Annotated in this window: 19 protein-coding genes; 6 read left to right on the top strand and 13 right to left on the bottom strand. The window is 72.8% G+C overall.

Annotated elements, in window-relative coordinates:
• Positions 1-46: 46 nt before the first annotated feature.
• On the top strand, positions 47-1,012 hold the full coding sequence (locus AC5L35_RS20800; protein WP_495061334.1) for a DUF1648 domain-containing protein: 966 nt from the start codon (positions 47-49) through the stop codon (positions 1,010-1,012).
• Positions 1,006-1,365, top strand: coding sequence for a GntR family transcriptional regulator (locus AC5L35_RS20795; protein WP_495061333.1), 360 nt, complete (start codon positions 1,006-1,008; stop codon positions 1,363-1,365). The genes AC5L35_RS20800 and AC5L35_RS20795 overlap by 7 nt, the downstream gene beginning before the upstream one ends.
• 13 nt (positions 1,366-1,378) lie before the next feature.
• Here the strand turns inward: AC5L35_RS20795 and AC5L35_RS20790 are convergent, their stop codons facing one another.
• Positions 1,379-2,704 (bottom strand): FUSC family protein, encoded by a 1,326-nt coding sequence (locus AC5L35_RS20790; RefSeq protein ID WP_495061332.1) that lies wholly within the window; start codon positions 2,702-2,704, stop codon positions 1,379-1,381.
• 256 nt (positions 2,705-2,960) lie between these two features.
• Here AC5L35_RS20790 and AC5L35_RS20785 point away from each other — a divergent pair, with 256 nt between their 5' ends.
• Positions 2,961-3,698 carry an NUDIX hydrolase gene (locus AC5L35_RS20785; protein ID WP_495061331.1) on the top strand — a complete coding sequence of 246 codons (738 nt, stop codon included), beginning with the start codon at positions 2,961-2,963 and terminating at the stop codon, positions 3,696-3,698.
• Here AC5L35_RS20785 and purM read toward each other — a convergent pair.
• The 6 genes from purM to AC5L35_RS20755 form a co-directional block, all read right to left on the bottom strand.
• Positions 3,673-4,767: a phosphoribosylformylglycinamidine cyclo-ligase gene (gene purM / locus AC5L35_RS20780; RefSeq protein ID WP_495061330.1), complete on the bottom strand. Its 1,095-nt coding sequence runs from the start codon at positions 4,765-4,767 to the stop codon at positions 3,673-3,675. The two genes, AC5L35_RS20785 and purM, sit on opposite strands and share 26 nt — an antisense overlap.
• A 71-nt stretch (positions 4,768-4,838) precedes the next feature.
• On the bottom strand, positions 4,839-6,467 hold the full coding sequence (gene purF, locus AC5L35_RS20775; RefSeq protein ID WP_495061329.1) for an amidophosphoribosyltransferase: 1,629 nt from the start codon (positions 6,465-6,467) through the stop codon (positions 4,839-4,841).
• A gap of 26 nt (positions 6,468-6,493) precedes the next feature.
• Positions 6,494-8,659, bottom strand: coding sequence for a putative bifunctional diguanylate cyclase/phosphodiesterase (locus tag AC5L35_RS20770; RefSeq protein WP_495061328.1), 2,166 nt, complete (start codon positions 8,657-8,659; stop codon positions 6,494-6,496).
• Between the two features lie 126 nt (positions 8,660-8,785).
• Positions 8,786-9,142, bottom strand: coding sequence for a sterol carrier family protein (locus AC5L35_RS20765; RefSeq protein WP_495061327.1), 357 nt, complete (start codon positions 9,140-9,142; stop codon positions 8,786-8,788).
• Positions 9,143-9,258: 116 nt separating this feature from the next.
• Positions 9,259-11,559, bottom strand: coding sequence for a phosphoribosylformylglycinamidine synthase subunit PurL (gene purL / locus AC5L35_RS20760; RefSeq protein WP_495061326.1), 2,301 nt, complete (start codon positions 11,557-11,559; stop codon positions 9,259-9,261).
• Positions 11,560-11,623: 64 nt separating this feature from the next.
• Positions 11,624-12,271: a TetR/AcrR family transcriptional regulator gene (locus AC5L35_RS20755; RefSeq protein ID WP_495061325.1), complete on the bottom strand. Its 648-nt coding sequence runs from the start codon at positions 12,269-12,271 to the stop codon at positions 11,624-11,626.
• Between the two features lie 85 nt (positions 12,272-12,356).
• Between AC5L35_RS20755 and AC5L35_RS20750 the strand changes: the two genes are divergently transcribed.
• Positions 12,357-13,865 (top strand): FAD-dependent monooxygenase, encoded by a 1,509-nt coding sequence (locus tag AC5L35_RS20750; protein WP_495061324.1) that lies wholly within the window; start codon positions 12,357-12,359, stop codon positions 13,863-13,865.
• Here AC5L35_RS20750 and AC5L35_RS20745 read toward each other — a convergent pair.
• The 5 genes from AC5L35_RS20745 to purS all read right to left on the bottom strand — a co-directional run bounded on the left by AC5L35_RS20745 (position 13,834) and on the right by purS (position 18,119).
• The gene (locus AC5L35_RS20745; protein ID WP_495061323.1) at positions 13,834-14,277 is read right to left on the bottom strand and encodes a response regulator; all 444 of its coding nucleotides are present in this window, start codon (positions 14,275-14,277) and stop codon (positions 13,834-13,836) included. The genes AC5L35_RS20750 and AC5L35_RS20745 overlap by 32 nt on opposite strands.
• Positions 14,274-15,884 carry a sensor histidine kinase gene (locus AC5L35_RS20740; RefSeq protein WP_495061322.1) on the bottom strand — a complete coding sequence of 537 codons (1,611 nt, stop codon included), beginning with the start codon at positions 15,882-15,884 and terminating at the stop codon, positions 14,274-14,276. Before AC5L35_RS20740 ends, AC5L35_RS20745 begins: the two co-directional genes overlap by 4 nt.
• 1 nt (position 15,885) lies before the next feature.
• A complete protein-coding gene (locus AC5L35_RS20735; protein WP_495061321.1) occupies positions 15,886-17,118 on the bottom strand; it encodes a PP2C family protein-serine/threonine phosphatase in 1,233 nt (410 codons plus the stop codon).
• Between the two features lie 96 nt (positions 17,119-17,214).
• On the bottom strand, positions 17,215-17,889 hold the full coding sequence (purQ, locus tag AC5L35_RS20730; RefSeq protein WP_495061320.1) for a phosphoribosylformylglycinamidine synthase subunit PurQ: 675 nt from the start codon (positions 17,887-17,889) through the stop codon (positions 17,215-17,217).
• Entirely contained in the window at positions 17,886-18,119 is a 234-nt protein-coding gene (gene purS / locus AC5L35_RS20725) for a phosphoribosylformylglycinamidine synthase subunit PurS (protein WP_495061319.1), read from the bottom strand. The genes purQ and purS overlap by 4 nt, the downstream gene beginning before the upstream one ends.
• Positions 18,120-18,179: 60 nt before the next feature.
• Between purS and AC5L35_RS20720 the strand changes: the two genes are divergently transcribed.
• Positions 18,180-19,172: an NAD-dependent epimerase/dehydratase family protein gene (locus AC5L35_RS20720; RefSeq protein ID WP_495061318.1), complete on the top strand. Its 993-nt coding sequence runs from the start codon at positions 18,180-18,182 to the stop codon at positions 19,170-19,172.
• Between the two features lie 55 nt (positions 19,173-19,227).
• A complete protein-coding gene (locus tag AC5L35_RS20715) occupies positions 19,228-19,854 on the top strand; it encodes an MBL fold metallo-hydrolase (RefSeq protein WP_495061604.1) in 627 nt (208 codons plus the stop codon).
• A gap of 199 nt (positions 19,855-20,053) precedes the next feature.
• On the opposite strand, the gene AC5L35_RS20710 is transcribed toward AC5L35_RS20715, so the two are convergent.
• Positions 20,054-20,830 carry a DUF2334 domain-containing protein gene (locus AC5L35_RS20710; protein WP_495061317.1) on the bottom strand — a complete coding sequence of 259 codons (777 nt, stop codon included), beginning with the start codon at positions 20,828-20,830 and terminating at the stop codon, positions 20,054-20,056.
• Between the last annotated feature and the right edge of the window lie 88 nt (positions 20,831-20,918).

Genomic DNA, 20,918 nt, shown 5'->3' with positions numbered 1-20,918 from the left:
ACATCACTTGTTATAGTTGATTCATAACAAGTGAAGGAGTGTCCCCATGACCTCGGCCACCACTCGGCGCACCCTGCTCGCCGGCCTCCCGCACCTGATCGCCTTCGCCCCGGTGATCGTGGTGCTCGCCACGGCCGACGGGCTGCCCGATCCGATCGCCTCGCACTTCGGCTCCTCGGGCAGCGCGGACGGATATGCGAGCCGGGGCACCGTCCTCGCGCTGGCCGGGGCGCTCGCCGTCGGAATGGCCCTGCTGTTCGGCCTGTTCGCCCGCCATGGCGGAACGGGGTCCCCGCCGGGCACGAAGTGGGACAACGGGCGGGTGATCGTCGCCATGTCGTGGGCGACGGCCGGATTCCTCGGCGCGATCCTCCTCGGCAGCGTCGTGGCCAACCTCGGGCTCACCGATCCGGCCGCGGCGGTGCTGCCCTGGTGGACGTTCCCTGCCGGACTGGTCGCGGGCGCGGCCGCCGGTGTGGTCGCCTGGCTGGTGGCACCGAGCACGCCGCCGGGGAAGGAACCCGAGGCCGTCCCAGCGGTGCCATTCGGACCGGCCGAGCAGGTCAGCTGGTCGCGCACCGTCGGATCACCGTGGTTCCCGGCGATCGGCGCCGTGCTGGTGATCATCGGCGGCGCGCTCGGGATCACCGTCCACCCGGCCGCCGGCATCATCACCGGGGTGGCAGGCATCGCCGTCGTGCTGCACTCCCACGCGCGGGTCACCGTCGACCGGCGCGGGCTGACCATCACGCTCGGGCTGCTGGGATGGCCACGCCTGCACGTCCCGGCCGACGACGTCGCGTCGGTCACCGTCGCCGACATCTCCCCCACCCAGTTCGGCGGGTGGGGATACCGGATCGTGCCCGGCGGACGCGGGATCATCCTCCGCTCCGGACCGGCGCTGGTGGTCACGCGGCGCTCGGGACAGCAGCTCACCGTCACCGTGGACGACCCGCGCACCGCGGCAGGCGTGCTCGCCGGCGTCACGTCCCCCGGGGGCGGGCCGTGCTGATCCGGGTGGACCCCACCCGGGCCACCCCGCTCGCCGACCAGATCGCCGCCTGCGTCCGGCGCGGCATCGCGGACGGCTCGGTACGCGGCGGCGAGCGCCTGCCGGGCGCCCGCGACCTGGCCGCCTCGCTGCAGGTCAGCATCCACACCGTGCTCGCCGGCTACCAGAGCCTGCGCGACGAGGGGCTCATCGAGCTCCGCCGCGGCCGCGGCGCCATCGTGCGCGACGGCGCGCCTGCCGGCCGGGCCGCCGTCGTCGAGCTGGCGAGGGATCTCGTGCGCGCGGCCCGGCGGTTCGACCTGGACGACGAGGAGGTCGTCGAGCTGGTCCGCGCGGCGGCGCGCAGCGGCTGACCACGGTGTCTCTTCAGTCGGCTGCCGTCGGAGGTCCGTCCGTGGGCCCGGTGGCCCGGCGGAGGCGGGGGCGGGGGCGGTCGGCGAGCTGCCGGCCTGTCGAGCGGAGCCGCCCCACCGCGCGGACCGTCCGCCGGCGGGCGGCCTCGCGTCGCCGTTCCTCCCGCAGCCGGGCGTGCTCGACGACGTCGAGCTCGGCCATCATCCGGTCCACCGCCTGCACCAGCGCGCTGTTGACCTCCACGACCGCCGGGGGGTCCTTCGGGTCGGACAGGAGCAGCTCGGCCGCCCGGCTCCGGCCGGCGTGCAGCCGCTGGAGTGCCGCCGCCAGGTCGGCCTCCTCCTGTTGGGGCCCCGGCCCGGTCGACTCCGCGGTGAGGAGCCTGCCGAAGGCCCGGACGACGGTCGCCAGCTCGCGCAGCAGTTCGGCGTGGAGCCGGCGTGTCTTCTCGTCGAAGTCATCCAGGCCGGAGCCTGCCGCCCGCCCGGCGTCGCACATGGTGCGGAACAACCCGCGAAGGGTCACCGCGCAGTGCTCGAGGACGTCGAGACCGTCGCGCAGGCCGGGGCCGCTGGCCCGCGTGTCCAGCGCCACCCGCACGTTGAGCTGACGGCTCTCCTCCACGTGCTCCAGCGCCCGGTCGACGCGGGGCACGTGCCGGTTGAGCCGCCGGGCGTCGTCCAGCCAGCGACCGGTGAGCTCGACGGACGGTGGGGAGTCCTCGATCCCGGCCGCCGCGGCGTCGAGCAGCGCGGCGATCTCCTCGGCGAGCCGCTCCACGGCTGCTGCCGCGGAACGCACCTGTACCGCCGGGGGGAAGACGAGGTTCACCAGCACGCCGACCAGCGACCCGACGAGCGTCTCCAGAATGCGGTCGGCAGCCACGTTCCCCGCCCCGGCCGCGAAGCCGACCCCGAGCACGAGCATCGCGCTGATCGGCACCTCGATCAGCTGCGGGCCCAACCGCAGCAGCTGACCCACCACGATGGACGCCGACACGATCAGCGCGAGGCTCCACCACGTCAGCCCGACCACCGAGGAGAACACCAGTGCCAGGCTCACCCCCGCCACGACGCTGAGCACCCGTTGCAGCCCGTGGACCAGCGTGCTGGACAGCGTCACCTGCACGACGATCAGGGCGGTGAGGGCCGCGATCAGCGGCGGCGGATCGCGCAGGCCGAACACCTGGGCCGCGACGAAGGCCGCCACCGCGGCGCCGGTCAGCCGCGCGGCCCGCGCCGCCGCCGAGCGGCCGCGCTCCCGCACCCGGTGGGCGGTGTCTCCGGCGAAACGCCGCGCGGCACGGAGCCATCGCGTGCTGCGCCCGGGCACCGTCATCGGCGTCGTCCTGGTCCTGCCCCGGGCCGGGCGTCCGGCGCGAGGTACTCGCGCCGGACGCAGACCCGCGACGATCGGCGGCCGGGTCCCGGCCGCGTCGAGGGCGCGGAAGTCGTCCCCGAGTTCCCCGAGCGTACGGCGCGTACGGCAATTGCTCACTTGTCAATACATGTGATCGTCTGTAAATCGTTGTCGGCGCCACCTGTACCGTCAGCCCGACGATGATCGCCTCTCTCCTCATCAGGGTGAGAACCACATGCGTGGCAACCTCTTTGCCGTAGCCGTTGACCTGGTAGTTCTCACGGTGCGCGACGACCGGCTCTGTGTGCTGCTCACGGAGCGTTCAGCGCCCCCGTTCCCCGACGAGCCGGCGTTGCCCGGAGGGTTCGTGCGGCAGCGCGAGGATCTGCTGGACGCCGCCACCCGCGAACTGGTCGAGGACACCGGCCTGACCGTCGGCCGTCACCACCTCGAACAGCTCGGCAGCTACGCCGCCCCGGACCGCGACCCGCGCGGCCGGGTGCTCACCGTCGGCCACCTCGCTCTGCTGCCCGGCCTGGCCGGGGAGGAGAGCGGGTCCGGCACCGCGATCGGGACGTGGCACCCGGTGGGCGAGGTCGGGCATCTCGCGTTCGACCACGCGCGGATCCTCGCCGACGGCGTCGAGCGCGCCCGCGCGAAACTCGAGTACACGACGCTGGCCGCGTCGTTCTGCCCGCCGGAGTTCACGGTGTCGCAGCTACGACGGGTCTACGAGGCGGTGTGGGGCACGACGATCGACCCGCGCAACTTCCAGCGCAAGGTCACGTCCACCCCCGACTTCCTGCACGCCACGGGCGAGAAGGTGCGCACCGGCCGCGGCCGGCCCGGCCAGCTGTTCCGGCGGGGGAACGCGACGGCTCTCCACCCGCCCATGCTCCGCGACCCGGCCCCGCTCACCAACGGCGGGCCGGTTCGCGTCGCCGCCCTCAGAAACGGGGATGGTCGCCCTTGAGGTGCACCCGGCCTGCGGGGAGCGGCTCGGTGCCCCCACGGCGCACCTCGCCCAGCACCCACGCCGGGACGTGCCGGGCGGTCAGCACGGCCAGCGCCCGGTCGACGTCGTCGGCGGGCACGACCGCCACCATGCCGACACCCATGTTGAACGTCTTCTCCATCTCCGCACGGTCGACACGGCCGCGGGAGGCGATCAGCTTGAACACCGGGGCAGGCGTCCAGGTGCCGCGCTCCACCACCGCTTCCAGGCCGGGCGGGAGCACGCGCTCGAGGTTGCGGGCCAACCCGCCACCGGTGATGTGGGCGAAGGTGCGCACCCCGGTCTCGGCCGCCAGCGCGAGACAGTCGCGGGCGTAGATCCGCGTGGGGACGAGCAGTTCCTCCCCGAGGGTGTGCCCGAACTCCTCCACGTGCCCCGCGAGCGGCATCCGCGCGATGTCGAGCAGCACGTGCCGGGCCAGCGAGTAGCCGTTGGAGTGCAGGCCCGACGAGCCCATGGCCAGAAGCACGTCCCCGGGACGCACCCGGTCGGGCCGCAGCATCGCGTCGGCCTCCACGATCCCGACGCCGGTGGCCGAGATGTCGTAGCTGCCGTCTTCCATCAGCCCGGGGTGCTCGGCGGTCTCCCCGCCCAGCAACGCACAGCCGGCCTGCTGGCACCCCTCGGCGATGCCCTTGACGATGGTGGCGACCTGGTCGGGCACCAGCCGTCCGACGGCGATGTAGTCCTGCAGGAACAGCGGCTCCGCCCCGCACACCACCAGGTCGTCGACGACCATGGCCACGAGGTCGAGGCCGATCGTGTCGTGCTTGTCGACGGCCTGCGCCACGGCGATCTTGGTGCCCACCCCGTCGGTGGACGCCGCCAGCACCGGCTCGGTGTAGCGGCCCATCTTGAGAGCGAACAGCCCGGCGAAGCCGCCGATGCCACCCAGGACCTCGGGTCGGCTCGCCTTCTCCGCGAACGGGCGCAGCGCCTCGACCGCGCGCTCCCCGGCGTCGATGTCGACACCGGCTGACGCGTAGCTGGCGCCGGGCCCGTCGGCTCCGGAGGTGGTCGGCGGCATCGTCGCAACGCTCCTGGCGTGAGTGAGGGGCGGCATGGGACGCCCGGGTGTACAGGTCGGATGGAGGTGGGTCAGGGACGCTGCAGCGCGTCGGCCGCACCGTAACCGACCGACAGAGGGCCGGCATCGCCTGAAGCTGCCCCGGACACGGTCTCACCGACCCGGTCGGCGATGACCGGGGGCACCGAGAGCTTCTCCAGCAGGTGCTTGCCCAGCCGCGCCTCGTCGGGCAGCGCGATCGGGTACTCGCCGTCGAAACAGGCCGAACAGAGCCGGGTACGCGGCTGCTCGCTGGCGGCGATCAGCCCTTCCAAGGAGACGTAGCCGAGCGTGTCGGCTCCGATCGAGCGGCGTACGCCCTCGACGTCGAGCGAACCCGCCACCAGTTCGGCCCGGGTGGCGAAGTCGATGCCGTAGAAGCACGGCCATCGCACCGGCGGCGAGGCGATCCGTACGTGCACCTGGAGCGCCCCCGCCTCGCGGAGCATGCGCACCAGCGCCCGCTGGGTGTTGCCACGCACGATGGAGTCGTCGACGACGACGAGCCGCTTGCCCCGGATGACGTCGCGCAGCGGGTTGAGCTTGAGCCGGATGCCCAGTTGACGGATCGTCTGGCTGGGCTGGATGAAGGTGCGGCCGACGTAGGCGTTCTTCACCAGGCCCTGCCCGTAGGGGATGCCCGAACCCTGCGCGTAGCCGATGGCCGCGGGGGTGCCCGACTCCGGCACGGGGATCACCAGGTCGGCCTCGACCGGGTGCTCGACGGCGAGGCGCCTGCCGATCTCCACGCGGGCCGCGTGCACGGACCGTCCGGAGATCGTGGTGTCCGGCCGGGCCAGGTACACGTACTCGAACACGCAGCCCTTCGGCTCCGGCGCCGAGAAGCGGGAGCTGCGCATGCCGTCGGCGTCGATGGCCAGCAGCTCACCCGGCTCGACCTCGCGCACCATCGACGCACCGACGATGTCCAGTGCCGCGGTCTCGCTGGCCACCACCCACCCGCGCTCGAGACGGCCCAGCACCAGCGGGCGGACCCCGTGGGGGTCGCGGGCGGCGTAGAGCGTCTGCTCGTCGGCGAACACCAGCGAGAACGCGCCGCGCACCCTGGGCAGCAGGCGCATCGCCGCCTCCTCGACGCCGGTGTCGGCGGAGGTGGCGGCCAGTAGCTCGGTGATGAGGTCCGAGTCGGTGCTCGACCGGATCGACGAGCGGTCCGCCTTCGACGCGGTGGTGCGCAGGCCGGCGACCTCGTCACGGAGCTCTGCCGTGTTGACCAGGTTGCCGTTGTGGCCCAGCGCGATGCCGCTGCCGGTGGCGGTTGTGCGGAACGTCGGCTGGGCGTTCTCCCAAGTGGTGGAACCCGTGGTGGAGTAACGGCAGTGGCCGACCGCCAGGTGGCCCTTCAGCGACGACAGGACCTGCTCGTCGAAGACCTGGCTGACGAGCCCGAGATCCTTGAAGACGACCATGCGGTGCCCGTCGGACACGGCGATCCCGGCAGCCTCCTGGCCACGGTGCTGCAACGCGTACAGCCCGTAGTAGGTGAGGTTGGCGACGTCCTCACCGGGGGCCCACACGCCGAACACACCGCACTCCTCGCGAGGAGCGGGATCGAGGGCGCTCGTATCGGCCTGGTCGTCGGTGAGGTCGGGGTTCGGATTGCGGTCGGTCGGGTGCTCGTTCCGGGTGGAACTCGGCACAACTCGCTCCTTGCGCAGACGACGACTCAACCGCCGATGCTACGCCGAAGCAGCTCCGGGACACACATTCCGGGACCGGCATCACCGAACCACCTTCCCTGCCCCATGTCGCAGCCGAGCTCGGCGAGCCTCTCGGCCTGCACGGGGGTCTCCACCCATTCCGCCGTGACGTCCAGGCCGAGTGCGTGGGCCATCTCGACGAGGGCGCGCACGATCGAGGAGTCCGTCGGGTCGGCCGACGGGTTGCGCAGCCCGTCGATGAACGAGCCGTCGATCTTGAGGGCGTTCACCGGCAGCGTGCGCAGCCAGGCCAGGCTCGAGTAGCCGGTGCCGAAGTCGTCGAGCGCCAGCCGGACTCCCGCGGCCCGCAGTGCGTTCAGGGCGTCGAGGGCGACCGTCTCGTCGCCGAGCACGGCCTGCTCGGTGATCTCCAGCTGGAGCAGGTCGGGCGGCAGCCCGGTGGAGCTCAGCGCGCCGGTGACCACGTGGACCCAGCCCGGTTCGGTCAGCTGCAGCGGCGAGACGTTGACGCTGACGAACGGCGCAGCGGGGCCGAGCTCACGCCACCAGCTCGCGGCCTGCCCACAGGCCTCCTCGAGCACCCACCGCCCGAGCGGGACGATCGCGCCGCTGTGCTCGGCCAGCTCGATGAACCGGCCGGGGCCGATCAGACCCTGCTCCGGATGCTCCCAGCGCACCAGCGCCTCCGCGCCCCGCACCCTCCGGTCGTCGAGCTGGACGAGCGGCTGGAACGCCAGCCGGAACTCGCCGCGGTCGATCGCGCCACGCAGCCCGGAGAGCAGCGCGAACCGGGCCGACTCCGTGGCGTCGCGCTCCGGGTCGAACACCACACGGCGCCCACCCCCGAGGGCCTTCGCCCACGACCGGGCCACGTCCGCACCCCGCAGCAGCTCGGCCGCGCTTCCTCCCGCGGTCTCGGACTCGGCCACGCCGATGCTCGCCGAGACCACCAGCGTGTGGCCGTCGATCTGGAACGGGATCACCAGTGCGGCCTGCAACCGGTCGGCGAGCCTGCCGACGTCGCCGCTGCTCTCGGAACCGGCCACCAGCACCGCGAACTCGTCGGCTCCGATCCGGGTGACCAGGTGAGAACCCGCCGCCAGCTGCAGCCTGCCCGCGACCGCGAGCAGCAGCCGGTCCCCCGTCTGCTGGCCGAGCCCGTCGTTGATCGGGTGGAAGCCGTCGATGTCGAGGACGCAGATGCCCACCCGCTCCGGGCCGTCCGAGGCGAAAGCGCGGTGCAGCCACTGCTCGGTGACCGCCCGGTTCGGCAGGCGGGTGAGCTGGTCCTGGTAGGACTCGCCCTGCAGCCACGACCGCAGCCGGTGCCGGTCGGACACGTCCTCGACGACCGCCATCAGGTGGGACGGCTCGCCGTTGTCGTCGACGATGCGCGAGGCGGTGACGTGGACCCACAGCACCTCGGAGTCGGGACGCGCGAGGCGTAGCTCCATCCGCACGACGTCCGATCCGCCACCTGCGAGCCGCTGGAAACGCCGGACGACGTCGAGCACGTCGTCGGGATGGACGAAGTCGGACACCGGCCGCGGCTGGTCGAGCGGACCGTCGAGCCCGAACATCCGGGCGAGGGCCGGGTTCACGTCGATCATCCGGCCGTCCGGGCGCATGATCACGACGCCGAACGACGACTGCTCGTACACGGCGCTCATGTGGCGGCGCAGGACAGCCGCACCCGCATCGTCGGTGGGCGGGGTCCGGCCGTCGCCGGCCCCGTTCCGGTCCTGCAGCGACCTGATGACGCCGGCGAGCAGTTCGTCGAGCACCGCGACGAGGCGCCGCTCGCCCTCCGCTCCCGGCACTCCGATCACGTCGGCCGCCTCGCGCCGCAGCAGGCGGAGGCTGGGCGGAACGATGTCGTCGAAGCCGTACGTCGGACGGTCCGGGGCGCCACAGAGCCCGGTGCTGAGCAGCTCGGCCCCGACCTCCCGGGCAGCGAGCGGCCAGAACGGCTCGGCACGCAGAATTGCCGCGAGCCTGCGCAGCAACGTGGCCAGGTGGGCGGCGATGCCGGGATCGTCGGGGGGCCCCAGCTGCGCCCACCGGCCGGCGAGCCGGTCGATACGGGCGCGGTCCGTGGCCGGCGGCTCGTCGGCGGAGTCGTCCTCGAACTCGGTATCGACGGCGTCAGGAAGGCTGCGCGGTGCCACCACGCGACCACCTCCTGTCGCCCGTTCTCTCCGGTTCGGCCTTGATCGGACAATTCTCCGTACCGCGTTGTGTTTGCGCCACCACCATGTGTTTCCATTCACCCCTCGGGAGAGTGGCGGCACGCCTGATCAGGAGAGCGGGAGCAGGCACGCGATCTCGCCGCTACGGGTTCCGGACGCACGCAGTGCCCCCTGCTCCACCGCCTGCACCCACGTCAGCCGGCCGGTGACGAGCGCCAGCCAGGTGCGGGGATCGGTCTCGACGACGTTGGGCGGCGTGCCGCGTCCGTGCCGGGGCCCGCTGACGCACTGCACGGCCCCGTACGGCGGCACCCGCACCTCCACACTGCGTCCCGGCGCGGCGGCCGCGACGGCCGCGAGGCTCTCCTTCACCGCGCCGCGCAGTATCGGGCGCTCGGGCGACGGACCGCCGTCGAGCCAGTCCAGCACCGCCCTCAGAGCGCCGTTGTCGATCTCTTCCGGCATGCCGCGAACTTATCCCGCGCCACCACCGAATGTCCCCGGTGTTGCAGCAACGCCACCTTGCCGCAACCGCGCGGCAGCAACATGGCGATGCTGCAATCCGGGGGCGACCCTGTGGGTCAGCCGAAGATGGCCGGGAGGGTGGCCTCCCACGCCGTCCGCAGCTCGGACAGCGGCAGCTCGGGCAGCCCCGCTACGGCCAGCGCCGCGCCCCCGGTGGTGCCCAGCGTCGTGACCGGCACGCCTGCGGCCTCCGCCAGCGACCTGACCTGGTCGGCCCGGTCGGCCGCTGTGGTCACGAGCACGCGCCCCGCCGACTCCGAGAACAGCGCGACGAACGGGTCGAGTGCGGCCGGGAGCTCTACCGCCGCTCCCTGGTCCCCGGCGAGACAGGCCTCCACGAGCGCCTGTGCGAGGCCACCGTCGGACAGGTCGTGGGCGCCGGTGAGGAGCCCGTCCTCGGCGGCGGCGGCGAGCAGCCGGGCGAGGCGCTGCTCGGCAGCGAGGTCGACCACCGGCGGCGGACCGCCCAGGTGGCCGTGCACCACGTTGGCCCACTCGCTGCCGCCGAGCTCGTCACGGGTGTCGCCGAGCAGCAGCACCGTGTCGCCTTCGCGGGTGAACCCGGACCGGACACGCCGGGCCACGTCGTCGATCACGCCGAGCACGCCGACCACCGGGGTGGGCAGGATCGCCCGCTCCCCGGTCTGGTTGTAGAAGCTCACGTTCCCGCCGGTCACGGGCAGCCCGAGCGCCACGCACCCGTCAGCGAGGCCGCGCACGGCCTGCTGGAACTGCCACATCACGTGCGGGTCCTCGGGCGAGCCGAAGTTCAGGCAGTCCGTGACGGCCAACGGCACCGCGCCGCTCGTGGCGACGTTGCGGTACGCCTCGGCCAGCGCGAGCTGGGCGCCCGCGTAGGGATCGAGGGCGACGAAACGCGAGTTGCAGTCGGTGGCGACGGCCACCCCGCGCCCGGTCTCCTCGTCGATGCGCACCATCCCGGCGTCGGCCGGCTGGGCGGAGGCCGTGTTGCCACGGACGTAGCGGTCGTACTGGTCGGTGACCCACGCCCGGCTGCACAGGTTGGGGCTGGCGGCCATCCGCAGGATCTCCGCACGCAGCTCGTCCGGGCCTGCCGGTCGGGCCAGCCGGTCCGGGGTGTCGGCGACGAGCGCGTCCTGCGCGGCCGAACGCTGCACGGGGCGCTCGTAGACGGGCCCGTCGTGCGCGACGGTGCGCGGGGGGACGTCCACCACGGTCTCGCCCCGCCAGGTGATCACCAGCCGGTCGCCGTCGGTGACCTCACCGATCACATTCGCGAGGACGTCCCACTTGCGGCAGACGGCCATGAAGGCGTCGACGTCCTCCGGACGCACGACGGCGCACATGCGCTCCTGGGACTCGCTGGAGAGGATCTCGGCCGGTGTCATCCCGGTGGCCCGCAGCGGCACCGTGTCCAGGTCGACGTGCATCCCGCCGTCACCGGCGCTGGCCAGCTCGGACGTGGCACACGACAGGCCCGCGCCACCGAGGTCCTGGATGCCGACCACCAGTCCGGCGTGGAACAGCTCCAGGCAGCACTCGATGAGGACCTTCTCCGTGAAGGGGTCGCCCACCTGCACCGACGGGAGCTTCTTGCGGCCGCTCGCCGACTCCTCGCCCGAGAAGGTCTCGCTGGCGAGCACCGACACACCGCCGATGCCGTCCAGCCCGGTGCGCGCACCGAACAGGATGATCTTGTTGCCGGTGCCCGACGCGAACGCGAGGTGCAGGTCCTCCGTGCGCATCGCGCCGATGCACAGGGCGTTGACGAGCGGGTTGCCCAGATAGCCCTCGTCGAAGACGACCTCGCCACCGATGTTCGGCAGTCCGAGTGAGTTGCCGTAGCCACCCACGCCCGCGACCACGCCGGGCAGCACCCTGGCGGTGTCGGGCGCGTCGGCGGGGCCGAAGCGCAGCGGGTCGGCCACCGCCACCGGGCGGGCGCCCATCGCCATGATGTCGCGCACGATCCCCCCGACGCCGGTGGCCGCGCCCTGGTAGGGCTCCACGTACGACGGGTGGTTGTGCGACTCGACCTTGAACGTGACGGCCCAGCCGTCCCCGATGTCGACGACGCCGGCGTTCTCCCCGATCCCGGCGAGCATCCGGCTGCGCATCTCGTCCGTGGTGGTCTCGCCGAAGTAGGCCAGATGCACCTTCGACGACTTGTACGAGCAGTGCTCGCTCCACATCACGGCGTACATCGCCAGTTCGGCGTCGGTCGGCCTGCGACCGAGGATCTCGCGGATCCGCGCGTACTCGTCGTCCTTCAACCCGAGCTCGCGGTGGGGCTGCGGGTGGTCCGGAGTGGAGGCGGCGTTCCGGACGGTGTCGGTGTGGACGGGGGCGGTCTGCGCGGTGGCGGCGGACGTCACGGCTTCTCAGCCTACGGAAACAAGACGCGCAGCCGCGCGCGACCGGGTGTGGGGGCGTCGACCCTCAGCCGCGAGGTGACTCACGTCGCACCGGCGGCGTGCCCGCGAGCCCGCGGTGGACGAACTCCGTGAGCGTCTCGATCGCCTCCTCGTCGGAGATCGTCCGTCCCGTGCCGTCCCCGCCTGCGGCGAGCCAGGTGTAGGCGAACTGGTCGAGCAGGCTGTAGTACGCCGACACCACGAGGTCGGCCTCTCCCGGCAGCGGGATCCCGGCGGCACGCACGGGATCGAGGTGCCCGATCAGATGGGCCGCGTCCCGGGTGGTCATCTCCTGCAGCCTGCGTCCGAACTCGGGATCGGCCATGGCGGCCTGCCGGAGCGCGACCATCTCGGGGACGTGCTCGCGGTAGAAGGCCCAGAACTGCTCGATGTGCCAGCGCACGGCGTCCCGGTCGCCGAAGTCGGAGCGGTGGGCGGGGTCCTCAGCGGCGCGGTCGCCCTCGGCGAACATGTCGGTGAGCAGCGCCGTGAGCAGCTCGTCCTTGCTCGCGAAGTGGTTGTAGAACGAGCCGGCGGCGCGCCCGGCTGCCGCCGTGATGTCCGTGATCTTCGTGTTGACGAAGCCGCGCTCGGCGAAGACGCGCTTGGCCGCCGCCTTCAGCGCGGCCTCGGTCTCCGCCGCCTTCGCCGCGCGGCTCGTGGCAGCCCCCATGCCCGACCTCCTTGACAGCGGACGCTAGCAGCGCCCAAGCTGAAGCATCGTTCAGTGAACTCAGGTTCAGCCAAGGAGGGAACTCATGGACCACCCGGTCCTCATCGCCGGTGCCGGCCCCACCGGTCTCACCCTGGGCATCGAGCTCGCCCGTCGCGGCGTCGGAGTGCGCGTCGTCGAGCGCGGCGAGCGGCCCGCTGCCGGTTCGCGCGGCGACGGCCTGCAGCCACGGACACTCGAGGTCTTCGACGACCTCGGTGTGCTCGACGCAGTGCGCGACGCGGGGTCCCCTCCCGCACCGCTGCGCGTCCATGTCGGCGGGCGGTTCGTCGGGGAGCGGCGGATGAGCGAATGGCGGGAACCCACGCCCGACGTGCCGCTGCCCAACCCGTGGATGCTCGGCCAGGACCGCACCGAGGGGATCCTGCGCGACCGGCTCGCCGAGCTGGGTGTCCCGGTCGAGCTCGGCACCGAACTGGTGGCGTTCGAGCAGGACGACGTCGGCGTGAGCGCCACCCTCCGGCGCGACGGCCGGACCGAGCGCGTACGGGCGGCGTACCTGGTGGGGGCCGACGGGGGCCACAGCACCGTGCGCAGGGCACTCGGTATCCCGTTCGACGGCACCACCGACGAGTCGATGCGGATGCTGCTCGGCGACATGCGGATCGAGGGACTCGACCACCGGTACGGCTACTGGTTCGGCGCCGAGGACGACCCCCGCGCCGGCGTCGCGCTGAGCCCGCTGCCCGGCGGAGACCTCTTCCAGACCATCTGCCCGGCCGATGCCGATGCCGAACCGTCGCCTGCCACGGTGCAGGCGGCGTTCGACCGGTTCGGGGTCCCGGCCGGTTTCCGGCTGCGGGAGCTGGCCTGGGTCACGGTCTGGCGGCCGAACTCCCGGCTCGCCCAGCGCTACCGCGTCGGACGCGTGTTCCTGGCGGGCGACGCCGCCCACGCCCACCCGCCGACGGGCGGCCAGGGGCTCAACACCGGCGTCCAGGACGCCTACAACCTGGGCTGGAAGCTCGCCGAGGCACTGGACCCCGATACCGACGCCGAGCGGGCGGCCCGCCTGCTCGACAGCTACGAGGCGGAACGGCTCCCCGTGGCCGCGCGGGTGCTCGGGATCAGCAACGCACTGCTGCGCAAGTACACCGACGGCGCATCCGATGCCTTCGCGCGTGGCAGGGAGACCCACCAGCTCGACATCACCTACCGCGACGGCCCGCTGGTCCACGACGGACGCGCGGAGCCCGGAGCGCTGCGGGCGGGCGACCGCGCGCCGGATGCGCCGGTCGTCGACGCCGATGGGCGAGCGACCCGGCTGTTCGACCTGTTCCGCGGCCCGCACGCCACGGTGCTGGCCTTCGGCGCCAGTGTGGAGGAGGCACCGCCGGGGGTGGCGGCACACGCCGTGCTCCGCGCCGGGGAACGTGCCACCGGCACGGCGGTGGTGGACGCCCAGGGGCACGCGTTCGGCGCGTACGACGTGGCGGACGGCACCACGGTCCTCGTCCGTCCCGACGGCTACATCGGGTCGATCACGCACACGCGAGGGCGCGTCAGCCTCCCGACGGGAGCTTCACCACGCTGACGAAGAAGTGGTCGATCTGCTTGATGGCCTCGATGAAGCCCTCGAAGTCGACCGGCTTGGTGACGTAGGCGTTGGCGTGCAACTGGTAGCTGCGCAGCACGTCCTCCTCCGCCTGCGAGGTGGTGAGGACGATCACCGGGATGTGGCGCAGGTCCGGATCGGCCTTGACCTCCTCGAGCACCTCACGGCCGTCGCGCCGGGGAAGGTTCAGGTCGAGCAGGATCAGGTCCGGGCGCGGCGCGTCGGTGTAGGGCTCCTCACGGCGCAGGTAGGAGAGCGCGGCCGCACCGTCCGTCACCACGTCGAGCCGGTTGTGCAGGTACTCGTCGAACGCCTCGCGGGTCATCAGGACGTCGCCCGGGTCGTCCTCGACCAGTAGAACGTTGATGATCCGGGGCTGGAGCTCTGTCACGCGTCGGTCTCCTCGGACGGAAGGGGTTCAGGGGGCGCCACGTCAGCCGGGACGGGCAGGCTGAAACGGATGGTGGTGCCGGGCCCGGGGGTCTCGACGAGACCGATCCGGCCGCCGTGGAACTCGACGATCTTCTTCGCGAGCGCCAGGCCGATGCCGGTTCCGGGATAGACGTCGCGGCCGTGCAGCCGCTGGAAGATCACGAACACCTTGTCGGAGTACTCGGACTCGATGCCGATGCCGTTGTCGCTCACCGTGATCTCGAAGAAGTCGTCCTCCTGTCGAGACTCCACCCGGACCACCGGCGGCACACCCTCCTGGTGGAACTTCAGCCCGTTGCCCAGGAGGTTCACCAGCAGCGCCTGCAGCAGAGCGCGGTCGCCCGCCACCACCGGCAGCTCACCGAGGACGATCTCGCCGCCGGCCTCCTCGCGTGCCGGCTCGAGCTGAGCCGCGGCGGCCTCGGCCGTCACGCCGAGATCGACAGCCGTGAAGTTCTCGGTCGTCCGCCCGACGCGGGAGAACGACAGGAGGTCGTTGATCAGCCGTTGCATGCGCGAGGCGCCGTCCACGGCGAAAGCGATGTACTGGTCGGCGCGCTCGTCGAGCTGACCTCCGTACCGCCGCTGCAGCAGCTGGCAGAAGCTCGACACCTTGCGCAGTGGCTCCTGCAGGTCGTGGCTCGCCACGTAGGCGAACTGCTCGAGGTCGCGGTTGGAGCGCTCCAGCTCACGTGTCTGGTCGTCGAGGCGCCGGTTCACCTCCTTGGTCTCCTCGAGGTCGCGGAGGATGTGCCGGCGCATCGCCTCGACGTCTGCGCCGAGCCCGACGATCTCGCGCGGACCACCTGCGCTCACGGGCTTCGTGACGTCCCCGGACGCCACCTGGCGCACCTGCGCCGCGAGCTGCGAGACCGGACTCAGCATCCCCCGTCGCAGCCCGACGGCCGCCGCCACCAGGAACGACGCCAGCAGCGCGGCGATCGCGATACCCACGACGAGGAGGAACCGCGACGCCGACTCGATGCCGGTCCTGGCCGCCTCCCGCTTCCCCTGCAGGTCGGTGAGCAGTGTCCGCAGCGCAGCCCGCACCTCGTCGAACTGTGCCCGTCCCTGCTCCGGGTCGATCCCGGTGGCGGTCCCGGCGAGCACGGGACCCGCGTACTGGGTGCGCCAGTTCTGCGCCGCCTGCTCCACCGCGTCGAGGTTTGCGTCGAGGCCGGGGAGGCGGCCGGTGGCGGCGAGCCCACGCAGCTGGGACACCATCTCCGCCTCGCCCGACCGGCCGTCCTGGTAGGGGCCCAGGAACTCCGCACGGCGGCCCAGGTCGTAGCCGCGAACGCCGGTCTCCTGGTTCAGCATCGCGTTCGACAGCTGCTGCGCTGCGACCAGCGCCGGACCGGCCGAGTCGATCAGCGCGGCCCTCGCTTCGGCGAGCCGCCACAGCGCGACGCCACCGAGGATGACGACGACCAGCGCGAAGAGCGCCGCCAGCGAGGCGCCGAGGGCGAAGATCCGCGCCAGCGGCCAGTGCCGGCCGCTCTCCTGCGAGGGGTCGCGGCGCACGGCGTCGCGCTGTGCGGGCGGGTTCACGTCGAGCGCTGTCACGTCACCGCCCCGCCGGCAGGGACGCACTGGCCGGGGGCGCGTCCTGCGGCCCGGTGTCCGACGACAGCAGCAGTATCGCGACGTCGTCGGAGAGTGGTCCCCCGTTGAGCTCCTGCGCGCGCTCCACGAGCCTCGCGGGCAGGTGCTCCAGGTCGGTGGCGCGCTCCTGTTCCAGCATCTCGAGCAGCCCCTCCTCCCACAGCGGCTCTCCGGAGACGGGGCCCCGGCCCTCGATCAGGCCGTCGGTGTGCAGCAGCAGAGCCCATTCGGCGCCCAGCGCGAAGCTCGCGGGCTCCCACGCCGCGTCGACGTCCAGGCCGAGGGGCAGGCCCACCGGCGGCGCGGCGGGCCGTGGCGACGGGATCAGCGAGACCGGCGGTGGGTGCCCCGCCAGACGCACGAGCATCTCGGTCGTCACCCTTCCGTCGGCGGGGTCCACCTCGGACCGGAACGCGACGGTGCAGACCGTCGTGAACAGCGTCCGGTCGTGCCGCTCACTGACCAGCAGCTGCTGGAGCTTCGGCAGCACCTGCGGCTCGTCGACGCCTGCCAGCACGAGGGCCCGCCACGCGACCCGCAGCAGCGCACCGAGCGCCGCCTCGTCCGGGCCGTGCCCGCAGACGTCTCCCACGATCGCGTGCACCGTGCCGGTCGGACCGAGCACGGCGTCGAAGAAGTCCCCGCCGATCAAGGAACGGGTGCGACCCGCACGGTAGAACGACCGCGCCCGTACGGGGCTGCCGGCCAGCAGCGGTGACGGCAGGAGCCCACGCTCGAGACGGACCGACTCCGCCGCCGCGAGCTGCTCCTCCCGCAGCCGCAGCAGGCTCGCCTCGGCGCGCCGCCGCTCCACGGCGTAACGCACGGCCCGGATCAGCACCTGCCCGTCGACCTTGCCCTTGACCAGGTAGTCCTGTGCCCCCGCCGCGACCGCCGCCGTCCCGAGGTGCTCGTCGTCCAGGCCGGTGAGGACGCAGACGGCCGGGGCACCCTCGGTCCGCAGGATCGTGCGCAGCCCGTCGAGGCCGTCGGAACCGGGCAGGTTGAGATCGAGCAACACGCAGTCGCACCGCCCGAGCAGCCCGCGCTCGACCACTTCGGACACCGACTCGGCCACCGTCACTGCGAGCTCGGGGTCGACCTCGGCGAGCAGCTCGCGCACGAGGAACACGTCGCCCGGGTCGTCCTCGACCAGCAGCACGTGCCGAGGCGCACCCGGAACGGTTCGGATCATGCCGAGCGCTCCTTCTCGCAGGCCTCCGTGGCACAGTGCACCGGCGGGAGCCGGAAGCCTAGATCCCGGAACCCTCGACACGTGCCACGGGTCCTGTCACACAGCAGACGCAGCACCTTGCAGCACCGAGGTGAAGAGCGCCAGGCCGTCCTGCGACGGACCGGTCAGCGCGTCGATCGCGTGCTCGGGATGCGGCATCAGGCCGACGACACGGCCGTCGGCCGAGCTGATCCCGGCGATCGCCGACATCGCGCCGTTCGGGTTCGCTCCCGCGTACCGGAACACGATCCGGCCGTCGCCCTCCAGCTGGTCGATCGTGGCAGCGTCGGCGACGAAGCGGCCCTCGCCGGACTTCAGCGGCACGAGGATCTCCTGGCCCGCGGTGAGGTCGCCCGTCCACGCGGTGGCGGTGGACTCGACCCGCAGCCGCTGGTCGCGGCACACGAAGTGCAGCCCCACGTTGCGCGTGAGCGCCCCGGGCAGCAACCCGGCCTCGCACAGGATCTGGAACCCGTTGCAGATCCCGAGTACGGGCGTGCCGCGACCGGCGGCGGCCACGACCTCGGTCATGATCGGGGCGATGCTGGCGATGGCGCCTGCCCGCAGGTAGTCGCCGTAGGAGAAGCCGCCCGGCACGATCACCGCGTCGACGCCCTGCAGGTCGTGGTCGGCGTGCCACAAGGCCACCGGCTCGGCGCCCGCGTAGCGCACCGCCCGGGCCGCGTCGACGTCGTCGAGCGTGCCCGGGAACGTGATGACGCCGACCCTCATGCCCTCGTCACCACCCAGTCCTCGATCACGGGGTTGGCCAGCAAGCTGCCCGCCACCCGGTGCAGGGTCTCGTCGTCGACCGAGTCGTCCACCTCGAGCTCGAAGTGCTTGCCCTGCCGCACGTCCCCGACCCCGGCAACGCCGAGCCGGGCGAGCGCACCCGCGACGGCCTGCCCCTGCGGATCGAGGATCTCGGGCTTCGGCATCACGTCCACCACGACCTTTGCCACCACATCAGCGTACGGCGAACACCATTGCCGCCCCGCGCCACCGTCCGTGAGGCTCCCCCCATGGGTCGATGGCTGGTACTCGGCGGTACGCGTTTCCTCTCCAGGGCGGTGGCTTCCGCGGCCGTGACCAGGGGACACGAGGTGGTGTGCGCGGCCCGCGGCGAGTCCGGTGCCGTGCCGGAGGGCGCAAAGCTCCTCGCGGTGGACCGGGATGCCCCCGGCGCGCTGGACCCGCTGCGCGGCGAGGCGTTCGACGCTGTCGTGGACGTCGCCAGGATGTCGCTGCCGTGGGTGCGCTCCGCGCTCGACGTCCTGGGCACGACCGCGGGGCACTGGACCTTCGTCTCGACGATCAACGTGTACGCCGACAGCGTCACCCACGGTTCGGGCGTCGACGCCGCGCTGGTCACACCGCGCACCGCCGAGACCCCCACCGAGGACGGCGAGGCGTACGGCCCGATCAAGGTGGCGTCCGAGAACGCGGTACGGGCCGTGGCGGGCGAGCGGGCGCTGATCGCACGGTCGGGCCTCATCTGCGGCCCGGACGACGGCACCGACCGGTTCGGCTACTGGCCGAACCGGCTGGCGCGGGGCGGCCGGGCGATCGTGCCGGGCGATCTCGCACAGCCCGCCCAGATCATCGACGTCCGCGACCTCGCCGACTGGATCGTGCGGTCCGGGGAGGAGCACCTCGTCGGGACCTTCGACACCAGCGGCCCCCGCTCCACCCTCGGCGCGGTGCTCGGCGAGATCGCCGACGCCGTCGGGGCCGCCGATCTCGAACGCGTGCCCGTGGCACCGGAGGCGCTGACGGCGGCCGGGGTGCAGCACTGGTCCGGACCCCGGTCGCTGCCGCTGTGGCTGACCCCGGCCGAGGCGGGCATGCTGGCGCGCGACACCGCACCCGCCGCGGCGGCGGGCCTGCGCTGCCGCCCGGTCGCCGAGACGGCCCGCGCGGCGCTCGAGCACGAACGCGCCCTCGGGTCCGACCGTCCCCGCAGGGCCGGGCTCACCCCGGCCGAGGAGTCGGAGATCCTCACCACGCTGCTCTGACCAGCGCGGAGTCGTGACCGCGCCCCCGTGGCCTTCCGGTGGAACACTCGTCGAGGTGCAGATCACCCACTTCGGCCACTCGTGTCTCCTGCTCGACACCGGCGCAGCACGGTTGTTGATCGATCCCGGGTCGTTCTCGGCCGGCTTCGAGGGGGTGGCCGGACTCGACGCCGTGCTCGTCACGCACCAGCACGTCGACCACCTGGACACCGACCGGCTCGGCGCCCTGCTGACCGCCAACCCCGACGCCCGCCTGATCGTCGACGCCGGGACGTCCCAGCAGCTCGCCGACGTCGAGCACGAGGTGGTGGCGCCGGGAGCCCGGTTCGAGGTCGGGGGGTCGCGGATCGAGGTGCTCGGCGGGCGGCACGCGGTGATCCACGACGACATCCCCGTCGTCGCGAACAACGCCTACCTGGTCGACGGCACCCACCTGCACCCCGGCGACTCGTTCACCCCGCCCGCCACGCCGGTCGAGGTGCTCTTCCTGCCGACCGGTGCACCCTGGCTCAAGCTCTCCGAAGCCGTGGACTACCTGCGGGCGGTCGCACCACGCACGGCGGTGCCGATCCACGAGGCCGTGCTCGCCCGGCCCGCGATGCACTACGGGATGTTCGAGCAGCTGGCCCCCGAGCAGACCACCGTCCACGTCCTGGAACGCGAGAAGCCCACCACGCTCTGACCCGTCGCCCCCGCCTCCCGGGCGACTCGCGCACACAAACCGGGCGACTCGCGGGCACGTGACGGGCGACTCGCGCACACGAACCGGGCGACTCGCGGGGCCCCCGCGAGTCGCCCCGAAACTGCCCGCGAGTCGCCCGAAAACAGTGCGCGAGTCGCCCCGAAATCGTGCGCGAGTCGCCCCTGGGGTGCGGGGCGGGTCAGGCGGCTCGGGCCACCGACGTGAGGCGGTAGGTGGCGGGGACGGCGCCGAGGCGGAGCGCGGCGTCCACCGCCGCCAGCACGGCGGCCCGCCGCGCAGGCCGCTTCAGGTCCTTGGCCCTGATGTTGATCCGCACCAGCCCGCCGCGCCGTACCGTGCGGGCGACCTCGGCCTCCAGCACCCGGCAGCGCCACGCCTCGGCGGCCTTGCGGTCGTCGGCCAGCGGGTGGCGCTCGCCCGAGACGCGGAACCCGAGCACCCTGGCCCGCACCACCGGGTCGACGGCCGGACCGTTCAGGCGGCGGACGCCGTTCTCGTCGGCCAGCACGCCGAAGCCCTGCTCGTGCAGCGCCTCGACCGTGCCCGGCGACGCGAGCCAGCGCGGCGGGACGAACATGTCGGTGCGCAGGCCCAGCGCCGTCAGTGCCCGGCGGGCCGCGGTGAGCCGCAGGCCGGCCTCATGACGGGGCAGCGCGGCGAACTCCGCACGGCGGCCCACCCGCGCGAGCGCCGAGGACTGCCAGGCGCCGATCGGATCCGAGTTGTGGTCGTAGCCGTGCAGCACGATGGCGTCACCCGCTTCGCGCCGCTCGTGCATCCAGCTCACGAGCGGCGAGCTCAGCTGCAGCTCTCCGGACGCCGAGCGGGGCCGGAACAGTTGCGACAGCGGCACGCCGCGCGCGTCGAGCTCAGCGGCGAACTCGACGCCTCGGGTGAGTGACTCGGTGGCGTCGTGCGTCAGCCCGGACAGCGAGACGACCAGGTGGGACGGCACGACCGGACGGGATTCGGGCAGCTGTGTGGCCACCGACCCATCAACGCATACCCGCGTGAACGGCGGTTGGCCGTGCTGTGATAGATGC

Source organism: Pseudonocardia sp. OZ21 (assembly GCF_059359135.1).
The sequence above is the reverse complement of the archived record's forward strand: the minus strand, read 5'-3'. Positions and strand labels throughout refer to the sequence as shown.

Coding starts and splice junctions, on each gene's coding strand:
- AC5L35_RS20765 (WP_495061327.1), bottom strand. CDS start 9,142: ATGCCGGAAGAGATCGACAACGGCGCTCTGAGGGCGGTGCTGGACTGG.
- AC5L35_RS20785 (WP_495061331.1), top strand. CDS start 2,961: ATGCGTGGCAACCTCTTTGCCGTAGCCGTTGACCTGGTAGTTCTCACG.
- AC5L35_RS20750 (WP_495061324.1), top strand. CDS start 12,357: ATGGACCACCCGGTCCTCATCGCCGGTGCCGGCCCCACCGGTCTCACC.
- AC5L35_RS20790 (WP_495061332.1), bottom strand. CDS start 2,704: ATGACGGTGCCCGGGCGCAGCACGCGATGGCTCCGTGCCGCGCGGCGT.
- AC5L35_RS20800 (WP_495061334.1), top strand. CDS start 47: ATGACCTCGGCCACCACTCGGCGCACCCTGCTCGCCGGCCTCCCGCAC.
- AC5L35_RS20720 (WP_495061318.1), top strand. CDS start 18,180: ATGGGTCGATGGCTGGTACTCGGCGGTACGCGTTTCCTCTCCAGGGCG.
- purM (WP_495061330.1), bottom strand. CDS start 4,767: ATGCCGCCGACCACCTCCGGAGCCGACGGGCCCGGCGCCAGCTACGCG.
- purQ (WP_495061320.1), bottom strand. CDS start 17,889: ATGAGGGTCGGCGTCATCACGTTCCCGGGCACGCTCGACGACGTCGAC.
- AC5L35_RS20735 (WP_495061321.1), bottom strand. CDS start 17,118: ATGATCCGAACCGTTCCGGGTGCGCCTCGGCACGTGCTGCTGGTCGAG.
- AC5L35_RS20755 (WP_495061325.1), bottom strand. CDS start 12,271: ATGGGGGCTGCCACGAGCCGCGCGGCGAAGGCGGCGGAGACCGAGGCC.